Source organism: Enterococcus phoeniculicola ATCC BAA-412 (genome assembly GCF_000407505.1).
In the GTDB taxonomy this organism is placed as follows: domain Bacteria; phylum Bacillota; class Bacilli; order Lactobacillales; family Enterococcaceae; genus Enterococcus_K; species Enterococcus_K phoeniculicola.
This window is the reverse complement of record NZ_ASWE01000003.1, coordinates 644622-663941: the sequence shown is the minus strand read 5'-3', so window position 1 is coordinate 663941 and position 19320 is coordinate 644622. Positions and strand designations below refer to the sequence as shown.

The 19320-nt window shown below is 37.6% G+C and carries 13 protein-coding genes; all 13 read right to left on the bottom strand.

Going from position 1 to position 19320, the window contains the following annotated elements; translation table 11 throughout:
• Window positions 1-118: 118 nt before the first annotated feature.
• The 13 genes from rsmA to I589_RS13535 all read right to left on the bottom strand — a co-directional run bounded on the left by rsmA (window position 119) and on the right by I589_RS13535 (window position 19208).
• A complete protein-coding gene (rsmA, locus tag I589_RS13600; protein ID WP_010768349.1) occupies window positions 119-1000 on the bottom strand; it encodes a 16S rRNA (adenine(1518)-N(6)/adenine(1519)-N(6))-dimethyltransferase RsmA in 882 nt (293 codons plus the stop codon).
• The gene (gene rnmV / locus I589_RS13595) at window positions 997-1566 is read right to left on the bottom strand and encodes a ribonuclease M5 (RefSeq protein ID WP_010768348.1); all 570 of its coding nucleotides are present in this window, start codon (window positions 1564-1566) and stop codon (window positions 997-999) included. The genes rsmA and rnmV overlap by 4 nt, the downstream gene beginning before the upstream one ends.
• Window positions 1563-2336: a TatD family hydrolase gene (locus I589_RS13590; RefSeq protein ID WP_034685381.1), complete on the bottom strand. Its 774-nt coding sequence runs from the start codon at window positions 2334-2336 to the stop codon at window positions 1563-1565. Before I589_RS13590 ends, rnmV begins: the two co-directional genes overlap by 4 nt.
• 291 nt (window positions 2337-2627) lie before the next feature.
• On the bottom strand, window positions 2628-3935 hold the full coding sequence (locus I589_RS13585) for an ATP-binding protein (protein WP_010768346.1): 1308 nt from the start codon (window positions 3933-3935) through the stop codon (window positions 2628-2630).
• Entirely contained in the window at window positions 3932-4639 is a 708-nt protein-coding gene (locus tag I589_RS13580) for a LytR/AlgR family response regulator transcription factor (protein WP_010768345.1), read from the bottom strand. The genes I589_RS13585 and I589_RS13580 overlap by 4 nt, the downstream gene beginning before the upstream one ends.
• Before the next feature lie 182 nt (window positions 4640-4821).
• Window positions 4822-7725, bottom strand: a complete 2904-nt coding sequence (locus I589_RS13575; RefSeq protein ID WP_010768344.1) for a glycoside hydrolase family 3 protein — start codon at window positions 7723-7725, stop codon at window positions 4822-4824.
• 577 nt (window positions 7726-8302) lie between these two features.
• Entirely contained in the window at window positions 8303-10279 is a 1977-nt protein-coding gene (gene tkt, locus I589_RS13565) for a transketolase (protein WP_010768343.1), read from the bottom strand.
• A 23-nt stretch (window positions 10280-10302) separates the two neighbouring features.
• On the bottom strand, window positions 10303-11577 hold the full coding sequence (gene ulaA / locus I589_RS13560; protein WP_010768342.1) for a PTS ascorbate transporter subunit IIC: 1275 nt from the start codon (window positions 11575-11577) through the stop codon (window positions 10303-10305).
• A gap of 11 nt (window positions 11578-11588) precedes the next feature.
• Window positions 11589-11873: a PTS sugar transporter subunit IIB gene (locus I589_RS13555; RefSeq protein ID WP_010768341.1), complete on the bottom strand. Its 285-nt coding sequence runs from the start codon at window positions 11871-11873 to the stop codon at window positions 11589-11591.
• The gene (locus I589_RS13550; RefSeq protein ID WP_010768340.1) at window positions 11870-13939 is read right to left on the bottom strand and encodes a BglG family transcription antiterminator; all 2070 of its coding nucleotides are present in this window, start codon (window positions 13937-13939) and stop codon (window positions 11870-11872) included. Before I589_RS13550 ends, I589_RS13555 begins: the two co-directional genes overlap by 4 nt.
• Before the next feature lie 379 nt (window positions 13940-14318).
• Entirely contained in the window at window positions 14319-16058 is a 1740-nt protein-coding gene (gene ade, locus I589_RS13545) for an adenine deaminase (protein WP_010768339.1), read from the bottom strand.
• A 27-nt stretch (window positions 16059-16085) separates the two neighbouring features.
• A complete protein-coding gene (locus tag I589_RS13540; RefSeq protein WP_010768338.1) occupies window positions 16086-17867 on the bottom strand; it encodes an adenine deaminase in 1782 nt (593 codons plus the stop codon).
• Window positions 17868-17885: 18 nt separating this feature from the next.
• On the bottom strand, window positions 17886-19208 hold the full coding sequence (locus tag I589_RS13535; protein WP_034685380.1) for an NCS2 family permease: 1323 nt from the start codon (window positions 19206-19208) through the stop codon (window positions 17886-17888).
• Window positions 19209-19320 lie beyond the last annotated feature (112 nt).

Genomic DNA, 19320 nt, shown 5'->3' with positions numbered 1-19320 from the left:
CTTTCGATGATTCACAGTACCTACTTGGGGCTGCAAATCCACGAAGTTTCATTTCCGATGATGCGCAGTACCTGTTCTCGGAGCTGAACACTTCTGTTCCGACCTCTCCCTCACTGACTTATTTATTTTCTTCCATCGCATTACTTAATGCAGCAAACTCAGCTAACGACAGTGTTTCTCCTCTACGACCGGGGTCTATTCCAGCGATTTCCAAGCTTTTTGCTAACCAAGCTTTTACTTCCTCTGTTTTTCCATATGTTTGTTGAAGATTATTCCATAAAGTTTTTCTTCGGGACTGGAATGAAGCCTTTGTTAGTTTAAAGAATTCTTTTTCATCCGTTACTTCAACAGCGGGTTTATCTCTTTTCGTCAACTTCAAAATCGCTGAATCCACATTTGGCTGTGGGATAAAAACTGTTTTCGGTACGATAAATGCGATAGATGCTTCCATAAAATACTGAACAGCTATTGTTAATGAGCCATACGCTTTTGTTCCCGGTTTAGCAGAGATACGGTCAGCTACTTCTTTTTGCATCATAACTACCATTTCAGATACATTTAACTCAGATTCAAGAAAGTGCATCATAATTGGGGTAGTAATATAGTAAGGCAGATTCGCAACTACTTTTATCGGAAACTCTTCCGGGAAGTTTTCTTGCGTTGTTTCTATTAAATTTGCTTTTAACACATCTTGATGAATCACGTTTACATTTGGATAACGTTGTAGCGTATCTTCCAAAACGGGAATCAATCGATCATCAATCTCATATGCCAGCACTTTATTGGCGTGTAACGCAAGCTGTTCTGTCAATGCCCCAATCCCAGGGCCTACTTCAATTACATTTGTCTGCTTGTCAATTTGTGCTGTTTCAACAATTTTACGCAAAATATTGGGCTCAGTTAGGAAATTTTGACCTAAACTTTTTTTAAATTGAAAACCATGTGTTTTCAATATTTCTTTTGTTCTTGAAGGGGTTGCGATTTCTTTATAGTCTGTCAAATTGATTCCTCCACTTTTTTCATTGCTGCTGAAAGTTCAGCAGGCGTAATCCGAAACATTTTCAATCGTTTCTCCAGCTGCTTGCCATTGGTATACCCTATTCTCAGCTCATCACCTAATCGCTCTCTGCGCTCTTTAGCTTTCTCGCCTGCAATTAATCCATAATCGATTAAATCTTCACGTGTGATGAGGGGGGCTGTCTCCTGATGTATGACCGGAGTAACTACCTTTTGCAATGCCTCGATGATTGCTGCATCACTTGCATGCTCCACACCCAAGCTATTTCCTCTTTTTTTTGGTGCCGCTTCTTTTCTTGGAAGAAACGCATGCTTGGCATCAGGGATCACTTCCATAATAGTTTTACGAATCTTCTCTCCAGAAAAATCAGGGTCCGTGAAAATAATCACTCCGCGTGTTTCTTGTGCATGCTCAATTTGCATTAATATTTCCTCATTGATTGCTGAACCAATCGTTTCAATCGTATCGGCATTAACCACCTCTTGCAAGCGTCTCGTATCATCTTTTCCTTCAACTACAATCACTTCTTCAATGGTCATCTTACTCATAGCTGCTCCAATCGGAAAAGTCTGTGAGCATTTTCCGTGGTGATTTTTGCCAATTCTTCAAAGGGCATATTTCTTAGCTCTGCAATTTTTTCTACTGTATAGCGTGTATAGCCAGGCTCATTTCGTTTTCCTCGATAAGGAACAGGTGCAAGATATGGCGCATCCGTCTCTACCAAAAGCTTATCCAAAGGTACTTGTGCTGCAGCTTCTTGAACATCTAACGCCTTTTTAAATGTAACCACTCCGCTAAAGGAAACATGCATCCCTAAATCTAAAAAGCGCTTTGCCCATTCTCCATCTCCGCTAAAGCTATGCATAATCCCACCGATTTCATGGACATTTTCTTCTTTTAAAATTTTATACGTATCTTCTAACGCCTCTCGTGTGTGAATACTGATAGGAAGCTTCATTTCTCTGGCAATCGCCATCTGTCTGCGAAACACGCGATCTTGAACCTCTTTAGGGTCTTCCATCCAATGATAATCCAACCCAATTTCTCCTAGAGCTACTACTTTTGGTAAGGTTAACTGTTGCTGTAGCCGTGTTTCAATTTCTTTCGTATAACTTCCAGCCTCAGTTGGATGCCAGCCGATAATACTGTAGATGTGTTCATAGTCTTGGCTCAGCAACAATGCTTTATCAATGGTTGGTGTATCAAAACCGACTACCGCCATCTCGGTTACACCTAATTCAGCTGCTCGTTGAATGGTTTCTGGAATATCATCATTAAATTGTTCTGCGTTTAAATGTGTATGTGTATCAAAAATCATTGATTTCGTCTCCTCTTTCATGAGTTCTCTCCTACTTTAGCATATTTTCCTTGAAAGCTGAATGCTCCACTCCTGATTTATAAAAAAAACCTTTAAATAAAAAATGAAGAGTCTGAGACATAACGCTATTTTAGCTACGTCTTGGACTCCTCAAATCTTACGAAAGGATAGACGCTGCGTCTATCCTCGCTTTCTTCTTTTTTATTTTACGGACCATCAATAAATCAACTTAAGCGAAGAACTGCTCCCTACCAGCTATTTCCCTAAAACTAGTCAATTCTCAAACTGCACTTATTTTTTTGGTAATAAAACCTTTAGCGTAAACCAATGAGCATCATGAGAGAGCGTCATTGTTCCCTCATATTGTGTGGCTACTTGAGAAATACTTTTAATCCCATAACCGTGAGAATCCTTATCAACTTTTGTCGTTTCTGGAATACCGTCAACAAAATTTCTTTCTCCTTGAGAGTAGTTATCTAATCGAATTAAAATAAAGCGTCCTTTTTCATTGACCCGCAGATTGACTAGTCTTTTTTCCTTATCCACAATTTCCTCAACTGATTCAATCGCATTATCTAGCGCATTGCCAAATAAACTACAAATATCCATTACATTCATATAAGACAACAATCGACCATCCACCAAACAGGAGAGGGTTATTCCATGGTCCAGGCAGTAGAGATTTTTTCTTGTTAAAATAGTATCCAGCACTGGGTGACCTGTTTCAACGGTGGAATTAAAATTATTCACCGCAAGCTCCATCTCCGCAAGATACATCTCTCGCTTCTCCTCATCACTTTCCGATCGAATCACATCAATTTGATGCTTTAAATCGTGACATTTCCGATTGATAATATCACTATTCTCTTTATAGGCAACATACTGTTCATACTGACTATTAAACATGTTATTGATGGCTAACAGCTCACGCTTTAAGTATTCTTCATTTGTCTGAATTTGCTGCAGATATAAAATACAGATACCTGATAGGTTAACAAAAGTTCGAATAGAAAAAATAGCAATCGAATCGCCAATATTTATAGAGGTATTAGAAAGTAAAAATCCAATATTGCTAATGGTAAAAATAATCAGCGCAGTGAATATCGCCAGCCAAATTTCTTTATTTCGAAACCGAAAATCAGCTCCTTGATTGCTCGTTTTCTTTTCTAAGACAAAGAAAAAGGCATAGATTAGTAAGAAGGTAATCCCCATACAGATTGCTTCAATCACACCGCTTCGTTTTTGAGCCACCCAGAAAAATTGACAATAGATTTGCCACCCAATCGCAGCGGAAAATTCAGCAATAATTACTGCTTTACAAGTCAAAAACAGAGAATCCTTTGGGTGTTTCTCCATAAGAAACCAGACAGTCCCATACATCCAGAGAATATTGATTCCCATACCGAACACCCAGAAAAAAAGCGGGAGCATACCTGCGATATATTGCAGTGCAATCTGTCCCACTCCTGCAAAAAGCATCAACCCATATTTTTTAACAGGGATTGGTTTGGTTAAACTTGGAAAAATAATTACTAAGCATGCAAGCCATTCAGCCAGTGCTGTATAGATTCGAGGAATATTTGGAAACTCGCCAATCATGTTAATTCATCTCCTATGTAATCCGTTAATGCTTCCATAAACGCTTTTCTTCTTGGGCGACTGATTTGCAGCTTGTGTCCTCCTACATCTACCACATTTTTTTCTACCCCGCGAACATACTTTAAATTAACAATGTAGCCATTATTACTACGGAAAAACCCTTGATTTTCTAGTTTTTGTTCCATATTTTTCATGGTATCAATTGTAATGACAACCTCATCCTTCAAATTCAAGTACAGATAATGTCCCTGACTTTCAATATAGTAGATGTTATCAATGTTTACTCGACGCATCTCATTGCTGCTTTTTACAGAAAGGAAGATTTCTTCTTTTCCCTCCAGCTTTTTTAGTATCCGTTTAAAATGTTCTTGAAAGTTAAAGACCGTTAACGGTTTCAACAAAAAATCAGAAGCACTCACAGAATAGCCTCGAATCGCATGCTGCACAAAGTTGGTAATAAAGACAATCAGTACATCTTGATCTTGCTTACGTAGTTTTTCAGCAGCAGTCATGCCATCCATAATTGCCATTTCAATATCCAAGTATACAATGTCATATCCTTTATTGTAGTGTTCAATTAATTCAATACCATCTGAAAATTCGTCAATCTCAATTAATAGATGATCTTTTTTCGCTTGGGTTTCAATCATTCGTCTAAGTTTAGAGCGATCTTGATGACTATCCTCTACAAGAGCAATTTTCATTGTATACTGCCTCCCTCAATTTTTTGTATCTATTTTGCTAGTCTACAGCATTTCAAAGAAAGTTTGTCTAAAAAAAGAATTTTTTCATTTTTTGACTAAAAAGACTGCAGGTGCAATTTCCTTGCACCCACAGCCCCATAGTAAAACAGTTGTTTTCTATTCACAACTTATTTGTTTAGATGTCATACTTTTGCTTTTCTTCTGTATAAAACAATCGCTACTACTTGTAAGCCAATTAAGACAATAGCCACAGCTACGTCAACTGAAAGTACAAGCTTCATCCAGCCAAGTAAATGCCATCCTGGTTCATAATCATAATACGCATTGCTGTTTGCAACCGTATATAAAATATTGTGTGATGCAGTACGCATACTTGAAACTGCTGTAGCACTCGTCATGTCATCTAATGAAGCACCACTTTCACCAGTTGTTGAAAGCATGATGTCATTTCCAGAACGAATGGCTTTATCAGCATCCATATAGCCATATCCGCCGAAGTAGTCTGTTAAGACCATTCCACGAAATCCCCATTCATCACGTAACACATTGTTTAATAACTCTTCAGAACCACCAGACCATTTCGTGCCAATATAGTTAAATGAAGACATCACTGCAGTTGCTCCACCATCTTTTACTGCCATTTCAAATGGTTTCAAGTAGATTTGACGCATCGCTTGTTCTGTTGACCAAGTTAAAAGCAACTCTGTTCGGTTTACTTCTTGATCATTTAACGCAAAGTGTTTCATGTAGCTGTATACACCCTTTTCAGCAGCTCCGCTAATTTCGTTAGCTGCCATCACACCTGATAATACGCCATCTTCAGAATAGTATTCAAAGTTTCGTCCAGCAAAAGCATTTCGATGAATATTCATTGCTGGTCCGTACCACCCAGCAATTCCTAACTCAGAAGCTTCATCACCAATTGCTTGACCACGTTCCAACGCTAGTTCATCATTCCAAGTAGCAGCAATCATTACTGCACCAGGGAACGCTGCACCATGTCGTTCTGGTGTAAAGAAACTGCTGAATCCTGCTGGTCCATCTGAATCATAGGTAATCAATTTATCGATTGAACGTAAAGGAACCGTTTGGTAACCGCCATAAGCAATCAATTTATTCATTTCTTTTGGAGTTAATTGATCTAACAGTTTATCCCACATAGGATCATCATATTCTTTTCCTGCTAATTCATTTAGTTTCACGCCATTATTTGCACCAGTTGTTGGCATTTTTGCGTCTTTGTCTTCAGAAATTTTATACGTCTTATCGTTTGATATTTGACTTGCATATTCTTCACTGATATCGAAATTCGTTGGTTTTGCTGTTGCTTCTTCATAGTTTGCAAACTTGTCTTTACGGCTTAGGTAAGTGACGTCTCCTTCAGTAAAGTCAGCAAATTGGTTTGTTGCTGTTACCTTATCTGTTGCTCGCTTATTGCCTTCATCATAAACTACTGTATCATCTACTGTATATGTCTTTTTATCTAATGTCGTATGTGAATCAGCCATAATTTTGATTTCATAATCGCCTTTTTCTAAGATATATGAACCAGAAACTGCTGTATCATAAGACGCCATGTCTTCTTCATTAAAGGCGATTGTCACTGTTTCAGATTCGCCAGGCTCAATGATGTCAGTCTTATCAAATGAAACTAAATCAACTGCTGATTTTTCAATCCCGCCATTTGTATAAGGGGCAGAATAGTAAACTTCCACGACATCTTTTCCGGCTACATCTCCAGTGTTCTTAACAGTTACATCAAAACTAATGCCGCCATCGTCACCTTTTTTAATTGCACCCATCTTTTGTTCAAAGGTGGTATAACTTAACCCATGACCAAATGGATATTGAACTGCTTCTTGGTACCCTTTTTCGTCTTCTAAATAGTAGGTTTCATAGAAGCGATAGCCTACATAAATACTTTCACTGTAATTTACGAAAGTATAATCTTTTTCATTCTTGTATTTGAAATCACCAAAGTTGTTCCAGGTTGGTGTTGTTTTCAAATCGTACACATACGTGTCTACTGTTTTTCCTGATGGATTCACGGAACCATTTAAAATTTTTCCTAAAGAGTTAAATCCAGTTTGTCCAGGTCCAGCCATCCAGATTGCCGCTTTAATTGAGTCATTTTCATCAAGCCAGCCTAATTCCATTGGGTTTGCTGTGTTTACAACAACAATTACGTTATCAAAGTTTTCTGTCACCATTTTAACCATATCTTTTTCTGTTTTTGATAAAGATAAATAATGGTCTCCCTCATCAAAATCACCTTTATTTCCATCATAGGTAACTTTTGACATGTCTGTTGGTAAATCAGCTCCCTCACCACCAAGACGAGAAATAACTACCATTGCTACATCAGAAAAATCCTTTGCGCCATCCATTAATTTACTATCATATTTATCTACAGTTGGTTCTGGTAATGTCCAATCTTGTGCCCACATACCAACCTCTGGACGTACGGTACTATATTCTTTGTAGAAATCAACTAGGTCTGCGTTCACTTCAAAACCAGCATTTTCTAGTCCAGTTAATAAATCAACACTGCTTGACGTATCAACATTTCCTGACCCTGTTCCGCCATATAAAGGATTCGTTGATGCCCAACCAAAGACATTTAGTTTGTTTTCTTTTGCTGCTAAAGGTAAAATTCCATCCGTATTTTTTAATAGGACTGTTCCTTCATCTGCAATTTTTTCAACTAATTCGGTTGATTTATCTAAAGTTTTCTTACTTACAGAAGTTGCATCTGCATATTTTAAGTTAAAAATATTTGCCATTGGCCCAAATAAAATAACATTTATCGTCAATGTAAGAGCAACCAGCAATGCAATGATTGACTCAAACTTTGCTAAAAATCGAATTTTTTTGTCTTTTTTACGTACAAACACTAATATACCAATAACGATTACCAATAAAATTGCAAACGGAATAAAGTAAGGCAACACTTTTTGAATGGTTGCATACACGTCATCCATGTTTAAGACGCCATCTTGACTTAATTTATTTAAACCAAAATATCCTCCACCTGCGATAATAAGAACAATAATTGCTCCAATCAATAAACCTCTATACTTTTTCATATCCACATTCCTTCCAAAATAATTTTACCCGTTTTACTAACACTACGGAAGATTATTTTTTGTGTTTTCTTCCTTTCTTCTATTTATCAGAAAAAAGAAATAACGCTTTCAAAAACTACCAATAGACTGTTGTTTATCTGCAGAATAAACGATGCTTCTAAGGTTTTTCTTTCATAGCTCATCTTTATGAAAGCGCCCTTTTTGCATATTCGTATTATAGCACCCGTTAATTTTTCTTTAGCGCTTTCTTCATATCCTGTCACTTTTTTTACACATTCTGTCATTTCTCTAGGATTACTTCTTACTACTAAAAATCAAGAAACTCGGCTTTCTATCTTGCTTTGTCTTCATTTAATTCTTAGCCTTGCATATGCTCCTTTTTTATTTTTGCTGATCCATATAGCGGTTTGTCCATGCAAAAAAACAGCTAGTAACCTGTACTAACTGTTTTTTTGAGGTGAGTAATACATAATTAATTATGTTATACCTCGCCTTCATGAAATTTTGATAAAGGTTGGGAAGAAAAGGAACTCTTCTTTTTCCTCCCTCATTGATGCATACGGAGGAAATTTACGTTTTATTTATTTTTCTCATACATAGATTTTGCGGCTTTCACGATATGGTTGACGGTAAACTGAAACTCTTCAAGTAATTCACTTGCTGGAGAAGATTTTCCATAGCTATCTATCCCTAGAGATTCTCCAAAATTTCCGACATATTTGCTCCAACCAATTGTAGAGCCCAATTCTATTGACAATCTATTTGGACACTCACTAGGTAGAACCTTTTCTTTATATTCTTCATTCTGCTGGTCGAACAATTCCCAACTTGGCAAAGAAACGACATTCACTTTAAATTGTTTAGATAATTCTTTTTTTGCTTCTACTGCCATAGAAACTTCCGAACCTGTCGCAATTAACAGAATATCTGGAATTGGACTGTCTTCTGAAAGAATGTATCCTCCTCTTTGAGCACCTTCTTTATCCACCTCTTTTAAAACAGGAACCTCGTGTCTTCCTAACGCCAAAAGATAGGGTTGGTTTTTTGACTCCATTGCTAACTTCCAGCCAATGATTGTTTCATTCGCATCTGCTGGACGATATACAACTAAATTAGGCATCGCTCGTAAAGAAATTAAATGCTCAATAGGTTGATGTGTTGGTCCATCTTGACCCACTTGTATACTATCGTGAGTCATGACAAATGTAACAGGAACGCCCATTAAAGCCGCATGGCGGATTGCTGAACGCATATAGTCAGAAAATACTAGAAATGTTCCGCAATACCCTTTTAATCCGCCGTGTAAGGTCAGTCCATTTTCAATTGAAGCCATCGCAAATTCACGTACACCAAAGTGGATATTTGGTCCCTTGTAATTCCCATTCTCCATAAAAGGCTGCCCGTTTATCGTTGTTTTATTTGATGATGCCAAGTCCGCTGATCCGCCTACTAAAATAGGTAATTCTTCATAGATTCGATTAAGCATTTTCCCAGAGGCTGTTCTTGTAGCCATCGTTTCTTCTGTGAAAGGAGTTAATGCTGTCTCAGAAAGAATACACTTTTCATCAATCATCTTTTTAAATTCTTCATACAAGGCAGGATATTCTTTTGCATAGCGTTCAATAAGTAACTGCCAATTTTCTTCGTCTACTTCACCTTTACGAAGCACTTCTGAAAAATCCTCTACGACCTCTTCTGGAACAAAAAATTCATCATGAGACCAGCCTATTGTTTCTTTAATATACGCCGCTTCAGTCTTACCGACAGGATTGCTGTGAATTTTTTCTGTTCCTTGTAAATGAGAACCAAATCCAATAATATTTTTCACTTCAATTAACGTAGGTTGCGTTTTCTCTTGCTTTGCTTGCTCAATTGCCTGAGCAATTTCTTGTAAATCATTGCCATCTTTTACATAAAGTGTCTGCCAGCCCATTGCTTGAAATTTTTCTTGTATATTTTCTCTTGACGAAAGGGTTAATGGCCCGTCTGATGTAACATCATTTGAATCATAAAGAACAATCAGTTTTCCTAACCCTAAATTTCCGGCAATTGCGGCTGATTCTAAAGCCACTCCTTCTTCTAAATCCCCATCACCACAAATTGTATACGTATAATGATCCACTACTGGATAGTCCTGTTTATTAAAACGAGCACGCAAATGGGCTTCAGCTATTGCTAGTCCTACAGTCATAGAAAACCCTTGCCCTAAAGGACCCGTAGTCGCTTCTACTCCTGGGGTATGAAAAACCTCAGGATGTCCAGGTGTGCGACTATCGTGTTTTCTAAACGCTTTTAAATCTTCCATTGTTACGTCGTATCCACTTAAATGGAGTAATATATATAACAAGATTGACCCGTGACCTGAGGTTAATACAAATCTATCTCGATTAAACCATTTAGGATTTTTTGGGTTATGTTTCATCTGATTTCTAAATAATTCATACCCCATAGGTGCTGCACCTAAAGGCATCCCCATATGCCCATGATTTGCATTTTCTACACTATCAACAACTAAACTACGAATAGCTGCTACTGAGCTGCTTGTTTCCTTCATTTAAATTCCTCCATTTTTTGTAATTAAAATAGTCCTTTTATAAATTCTCCAACATAGTAAATAAGTAAGCCCACAACATTAAAATCTGTTTCAGGAAATGAGGTCCCTGTCAAACCAATATTCTCCATGATTGGGTAAATAAGAGCCGGACCTACCGCAATTAAAATCCCAACAACAAATGAACCTGCGATACACCCTTTCCATCCACCTGTAGCATTTCCAAATACACCGGCTGTCGCGCCAATGAAAAAGTAAGGAACGGCGACAGGAATAATGACTATACTACCAAGCATTCCCATAATTACCATGCAAACTAATCCACCTATATAGGCAGATAAAAATCCAATAACAGTAGCAGTCGGTGCAAAAGGAAACACCACTGGACAATCTAACGCTGGTTTTGCATTAGGAATTAATTTTTCTGATATTCCAACGAAAGCGTTCACAATTTCTCCAAGGAAAAGTCGAACTCCTGTAATAATTACATATAATGCGGCAGCAAAACTTAACCCTTGAAATAATGGATAGACTAGCCAGTTCACACCTCCAGATAAAGTTTCTACTGATGTTTTTCCAGCAGCAATGGCAGCGATGTAAAAAAAGATGATCATTGTGATTGATACGCCTACTACATAGTCCTTAAACATCGTTAGCCATTTAGGTAATTTCAAATTTTCCGTACTATTTTCCGGAGTGCCAACTTTTGAACCAATCCAACCTGACAACGCATAGCCAATCGTTACATAATGACCCATCGCAAGTTCATCATCACCCGTTACTTTTCTCATATACGGCTGTGCAATAGCAGGAAATAGTGCGGCACAAAAGCCTAGAATAATACCGCCAAAAATAATTATTATTGTATTACTTAGTCCTAATGCTTTAAACATAATTGTCAAAAGTGCAGCTAAATACAAGTTATGCTGTCCTGTTAAAAAGATATACTTTAAAGGTGTAAACTTAGCTACTAATAAATTACAAACAAATCCAATTAGCATAACTAAAGAAACGGTTGTCCCAAATTGTTGTTGCGCCAACGCAGTTACTGCCTCTGCCAGCGGGAGAACGCCCTTTAAACCAAAACCATCTGCAAATAATTTTTGAAAGCTATCCAGTGCGGTTACCGCAGCAGCTGATCCTACACCAAAAACTAAAAATCCAACAATCGTCTTCAAGGTGCCCGATATAATTTTATCCACTGATTCTTTTTGCAATATGAGCCCTGTTAATGCAATGACGCCCACTAATATAGGCGCAGATGCTAATAAGTCAAACACGATAATTTTTAAAATTTCCATTGTTTCACTCCTTACTCCTCGTTGTACTCAGCAAAAAACTGTTTTAATTTCTCCTCAATCTCCTGTTTGTCCATCAAATTTTTTATACCAATAACATAGGGAACCTGACCACGAATTTCATCTGCTACATCCGCCATTGTAATGACTAAATCGCCCTTGAAACTCTTTACATCATCCAAGGTGCTGTGCTGTATATCCAAGGGAAATTTATTGGCTCGCACAACCTGATTTACTTTGATTTTTAACATCATACTTGAACCCATTCCTGTTCTACACGCAATTAATGCTTGCTTCATCCTTTATAACACTCCCTTTCATATTTTTTTATATAGTCAATAATTTCTCTTGGATGCCTAGCTTGTTTCAATGTTTTATAAAATGTTGGCTGATCCAATAACTCCGCTAGTTCTGCCATCGCAGTAATATGTGTTTGATTGTCAAGTGCGCTCAAACCAAATATATACATAACAGGATCGTTTTCTTTATTTCCAAATGTAATGGGTGTCTTCAACGTGGAAATACTTATTGCTATTTCTTTTGCACCTGCTTCAGGTCTTGCATGAGGCAAAGCAACATGCCTTGTTATCACAATGTAAGGCCCACTTTCTTTTGCAGTTTTAATCATGTCATCAATATAGTGAGGACTAACTTTATCATGATCTACTAACGGCTGAGTAGCCTTTCTTACGGCGTCCTCCCAGTTCACCGCTTCAATATTTAGTTTAATTAATGATTCAGAAGTTATTTCACTTAACAATGGATAGCTCATTCCTTCCTCTCCGACAATTTTAGAAAGATGTTTTTCTTTTTGATACAATTCATTTTTTATCAATCTATATTGATTTGAAGTAACATGTTTTTTTACGGTTAGCATTACTTTTTTTAGTGTTGGATCAGCTAACTCCTCCTCATTTAACAAATCATATACTTTTGAAATAACTTGATACTTTTCCTTTGCATTCATAATTGGACTTAAAATCAAAAATGGTTTGTTCAGTGTCAGCAATCTTGATGAGACAGAGGTTGAAAAAACAATCTGAATATCTTTCGTACAAATATTTTTTTGGTAATCCTGCAATAAAAACTCCATATCTGGAAATAATTCTTCTAGTTCCCTTTTTACGATAATTGATGTTCCAACCCCACTTGGACAAATAATTAATCCTTTTTTTCTGCACACTCGCTGCTCTTTTTGTTTATACATTGATGCTGCAAAATGGACGGTTAGATAGGCAATCTCATCTTCTGGTATCTCATGGGTAAAAACTGAATGTAGTGGCTGTAATGCCTCTTCTACCAAAGAATACATTTTGGCATATTCTTCCTTAATCTTGTCTTTTAGCGGATTAATGATAGGGAGCTGGTATAGCAAACGATAATAAGCAGGTCGTAAATGCTCATACAGTCTTTTTGCAATTGTTTGCCGTTCCATAAATTTAACGCCCGCTAAAGATTCAAAACGGTGAATTAATCGATGAACCAATTGGTTAATCATTGGCTGATCACGAGTATTTTCATCCGCATTTCCTGTAGATAATCCCAACATCCATGTGTAAATATACGTTATATTCTTTTTATTTTTGATGCCTTTCTGCTCGGACAAATAGCAACTAAATAGATATTCCTTTGACTCATAATCAATCGTTTCCATCTGTTTTCCATTATTAATTGACATTTTTAAGAATCGTTCAGATAGCAAGTGAAAACAATAGATAAACTCTTTTCGTTTATTTTCAACAAACTGAATCGCAAAATTACTGATTCCATCTGCAATTATTTTCTCTGATTCAGCCAATGTCTGCTTCGTTTCCCACTGAATATACTCTTGAATAAGCATTTCTCCATTATCCTCATACAGACAGTGGATGACGCTCTGCATAAGTTGTGATCGGATAGCTAACTCATTTCCTGTAACGTAATACCCTTTTTCCCGAGAGTAACGGATTTGAAATTTTTTTGTGCCACATTCTTTTCTAAGCTCTTTGACATCATTTAAAACCGTTGATTTACTCGCACGAACCATGTATACAAATTCATCTAAGGACAAGTAATCAAATGAACAAACAAGTTTCAACAAGATGAATAATTTTCTACCAGATTTATCTAAGTAACTATCTCGTCTTTTTTCTAAACTGATTAGATACTCTTGAAGAAAGCGTTCATCTTTTTTATTAATTAAGACCTCCTTATCATCTAAGACAATCTCCGTTTGTGCCTGATTTAATACATAATTATTTATCTTCTGTATTGAATAGGAAAACTGTCGATAGCTAAGATTGTATTTTTCTCTAATTCTACAAATATCTCTTTCTTTTCTGAAAACTAAATCATGAAGAATCGTAATACTTCTTTCATCAATCATGTCCTCAACTCCTAAGTAAATAGTAAAGTTGAACTTACTACAATTCAAATCCATTTGATAGCAACTTTTGTAAAATCGCTTACAAAAAATAATTTAATCAGCCACTATTTGTTATCTATCCCCCTCTTGTGAACTCATTTTTCTGCTATTGTTTAGTCTGTTGTGTCAGGTATCCTTCTCGTAGGTTTTAAGTGCAGACCAAATAACCTAGACAACGGTCTGAACCTTTTATCTGGGTTATCGGTATATTACGATTTTGTGTATAGAAATGTTTGTTTCCCCACGCAGTAAAACAAGTAAAATAGAAACTTCTTTTATGTTTCGAATAATGAAAAAAACCTTTTGCACTAACATTTGCAAAAGGTTTATTGGTATTCTTTTACCCTTCCACTGATACAGGGACAAATTCAAATTTTGTTACATCGACTAAGCCTAAATCTGTTATTTTCAAATTAGGAATAACCGCTAAAGACATAAAGCCAAGCGTCATGATTGGATCAACATCAAGGGCGATGCCTAATACATTATGGGCAATGTCATTGACTGCTTCTTGTTGTGCCACCACTTCTTCTCCTGTTAAATCGCTCATCAGTCCGCCAACAGGTAGCGCCATACTGCCCAACACTTTTCCATCTGCTACTAGAACTACCCCACCATCTTGCTCTTTAAGCTGTTCAATGGCAAATGCCATATCAGCATCGTTTGTTCCTGTAACAATGAGATTGTGAGAATCATGGGCAATAGAAATACCAATTGCTCCTTTTTTGATGCCATAATCTTTTAACAGTCCTACAAAGACATTTCCCGTATTGTGATGACGTTCCACGACCGCCACTTTTGCAACTGGTTGTGTTTCATCATAGAGATAGTTTCCTTTTTCATCTCTTGTGACATCGACAATGGCTTCATTTGTTAAGGCTTCTGTTTGAATAACCCCAATAGCGCGTGCTTTATCAGATGTAAGTGGTAAAACTAACTTGTCTACAGAAAAATCACCAATGTGCACACTTGATTGAACTGAATCCATTGCAGCTCTCGTAAACGGTACCGTATACTTTCCATTTTCTGCAACGAGATTTCCATCGATGTAGGTATCCTCTACGACAAAATTTGATAAATCAGAGAAGATGATTAAATCCGCTTTTAATCCTGGGGCAACTGCGCCACGGTCAAATAGCTGACAACATTCTGCGGTAAAGATTGTCCCCATCTGGATAGCTTGAATCGGATCAACGCCTTCTTCAATACAAATTCGCACACTATTATCCAAGTGCCCTTTTTCTAAAATGGTTTTTGCTTGAACATCATCGCCACATAACACACAACGTCGTGCGTTTTGCGTTGTCACTCCTTTTAAAAGTGCACGTAAATTTTGAGTCACAGAGCCTTCTCGTAAAAAGACATACATCCCGCGAGAGAGGCGATCCTGTAATTCTTCCACAGTTGAACATTCATGGTCATTTTCCACGCCAGCTGCAACATAGGCATTCAATTCTTTCCCATAAACCATCGGGCTGTGACCATCAATTCGTTTATTCAAGTTTTTTGCTACTAACAGCTTATCAATTACTGATTCTTGTGCATGAATCACCCCGGGGAAATCCATGAATTCAGCAAGACCCTCTGCTTTTCCCTCTTTTAAAGGAGCTTCCATATCTGCTGCAGTTAAAATAGCTCCTGCGTTTTCCATATTCGTTGCAGGTACACAAGAAGGGAGCATATATTGAATATCCAATGCAGTATGCTTGGCTGCTTCAATCATATAATCCAATCCTTTTAATCCCGCAACATTTACGATTTCATGCGGATCAGCCATTACAGTCGTTGTCCCATGAGGAACTAGGAGACGACCAAATTCTTCAGGTGTGACATATGACGACTCCACATGAATATGTGGATCAATGAATCCAGGAGCAATATATTTGCCTTTTAAATCACGAATTTCTTTTCCTTCATATTCATCACCGATACCAGCAATTTTTCCATCTACAATGGCCACATCGCCCTGCATAGTCGTTCCTTGATACACATCAATAATGACGCCGTTTTTCAGCACAAGGTCTGCAGGTTTTCTTCCAGCAGCTACATCAATAAGCTTCGTTAAGTCTTGTTTATTCATTTTCTTTGTCACAGCTCCTCTATAAATTTAGTCTTCAATTAATTCAGTAATTGGATCAAAAATTTCTAAAGTAACACAGTCTACATTTCCAACATCTGTAATCGCTAAATCTGGAATTGCGGTGATTGGCAGGAAGCTCATATAAAACATTGGATCAGGAACACTGCTACCTAACACAGCAATTTCTTTATGCATCTGAGCTTCGGCTGCAACCAACACTTCAGGATCTTCGTCTGTTACAATCCCGCCAATTGGTAATTTCAATAAGCTTGTCACTTTACCGTCCGCCACAATCACTTGTCCGCCGCCACATTCAATTAATGTGTTGATGGCTAGTGACATATCTTCTGAGTTTGTACCCATTACAATCAGATTATTATCATCTGGTGCAGAAGAAGACGCCATCGCTCCGCGTTTCATTCCCCAGCCAGCAACAAACCCAAGCGCCTTGTTGCCATTTTTTCCAAAACGTTCTAATACAGAAACCATTGCCACATCTTTTTCAACATCTAAAACAACTTTTCCATCCTTCACATCAAGCGTTACAAATTTTTCTTTACGGACAAAGGCCCCGTGACTTTCAATCGCACGAATTTTTGCTGTTCCGTTTTGAATTCCAACTTTATATTCAAAAGTTTCAGGAGTAGTCATCTCGCATTTTAGTTTTGAAGCAAGAAGAGGTGTGCGTTCAACGGCTGGTAAGTCCACGACCATTTTGTTATTCTTGGCTACTACTTCGCCTTTACTAATAACTGTATCAATGTTGAATTCTTCTAATGAATCAACAAATAAAATGTCTGCAAATCTACCAGGTGCAATTGACCCAACTTGGTCATCAATACGGTAGGCTTCTGCACTATTGATTGTTGCCATTTGGATAGCTGTCATTGGCGCAACACCAGCTTCAATTGCCAAACGAACCACGTTGTCCACATGACCATGTGTTAAAATATCTGTCGCATGAACATCGTCCGTACAAAAACTTGTGCGGCGTGCAATTGCCGAATTTACTTCGGTAACCGCACGGATATTTTCTTTTAAGAAATGCGTAACAGAAGATTCACGAATCAAAATATGCATCCCATTACGTGCTTTTTCAACAATTTCTTCATGGTCATAGCTCTCGTGATCCAAGCGGATACCTGCTGATAAATACTCATTCAAGTGTTTTCCACGAGCCATAGGAGCACAGCCAAAAATTGGTAAATGGTTATTGTGAGCAATAGCTAATGTCTCCATTGTATCTTCATCAAGTGTTTGAACAGCTTCACGAACTGTTTCCCACACACCAAAACACTCTGGCCAAGATTGTACTTCTTTTTGAACTTCTGGTGTAATGTTGTATGCAATAGTTGATTGAGGAATCGTATAAGGAGTTTTATACGGTGCGCCCCAATACACTCTTAATGGCAGATTTTCGATTTCTTTAAAGACTTCTTTTAATCCATCCATACCAACGACTGAGATATACTCATCTAATCCTGAGATGACACTGGTTGTTCCGTAAGGTGTCACTGCTTTTGAAAAACTTGTCATACTCATTTTGCTGCATTCAACATGGATATGTCCGTCAATTAAACCAGGAACTAGATATTTCCCTTGGGCATCAACAATGGTTGTTTCTTCTCCGCCATAACCTTCTACATTGCCAACCGTTACAATTTTCCCTTTATAAATAGCAACATCTGCTGGATAAACTTCATTTGTCATCACATTTACCAGCTGTCCATTTTTGATAATTGTATCAGAAGGAATTTTTGCACCTCCGGCTTTAATATACTCTTTTAATAACTCTGCTGTCATTTTCATTTTATGTGCTCCTTTTCGTTAATTTACTGTATTTAAGATATAAAGTAGTAGAACAAATACAAAGAATAGTGCGTACATCACGGGATGAACTTTTTTAGCTTTTCCTGAAGCGACCATTAAGAGTGGATAAGTCAAAAAGCCAAATGCAATCCCATAAGAAATGTTATAAGTCAACGGCATACCGACAACGATTAAAAAGGCTGGAACGGCAATTTCAAATTTTTGCCAATTAATCCCTTTTAACGGCTCAGCCATTAAAATGCCCACAACAATCAAGACAGGGGCGGTTACGTGTGAAGTTACCACTGCAAGTAGTGGTGAGAAAAACATGCTTAAGAAGAAAAATCCTGCCACAACCAACGCTGTTAATCCTGTTCGTCCGCCTAACGCAATTCCTGCTGAAGATTCTACATAAGCGGCTGTTGGTGTTGTCCCCATCACTGAACCTGCAAGCATTGAACCTGAATCTGCGGCAAGTGCTCGACCCACTCGAGGCATTTTATTATCTTTCATAAAACCTGCCTGCTCTGCTAAGCCAATTAGGGTTCCTGCTGTATTGAAAAATGCAACTAATAAGAAAAGCAACACCACTGCCCACATTTGAAAATTATTGATTTCTCCCAAATGTTTTAAGCCCATACCAAACGTCGGCTTTAAACTTGGAACAGAAGACACGATTTGTGTTGGCAATGGAATAATTTGAGTGACCAACCCAAGAATTGTGCTTGCCACCAATCCGATAAAAATAGCACCTGGTACTTTTTTTGCAATTAGTAGAATAATCACAAAAAAGCCAAAAATAGTTAACCAAGTTTCTCCGCTAGCAAATGAGCCAATCGTAACCAATGTAGAATCGTCTTTTACGATGAGTCCTCCGCCTTGTAATCCTACAAAAGCAATAAAAATCCCAATCCCAGCTGACATCGCAAGCTTTAAATCATGTGGAATAGCGTCAATAACAATCTCACGTATTTTCATAAATGAAATAATGATAAAAAGAATCGATGCAACCATTACACCTGCCATCGCTGTTTCCCAAGGTACTCCCATAGCAATGACCACGGAATATGTAAAGAAGGCATTATCACCAAGTCCCGGTGCGATTGCAATTGGGTAGTTCGCCAGAAAGGCCATCAGAAGACAACCAATAATGGCAGAAAGAGCGGTCGCAGTGAATACCGCACCTTTGTCCATCCCTGCAGCACCTAAAATATCTGGATTGACAAATAAAATATATGACATAGAAATAAATGTCGTTAATCCCGCAAGAAACTCTGTACGAATCGTCGTTCCTGATTCTTTTAAGTGAAATATTTTTTCAAATACACCCGTTTTCCCCATAGCTCGTTCTTCTTCCAACAAATAAACTCCTCCTAATAAACGCAATGAACAGAAAATAAGGAACATTTTCTTAAAACCGAACAAAATCATTCCTTTTTTATCTATTATCAAA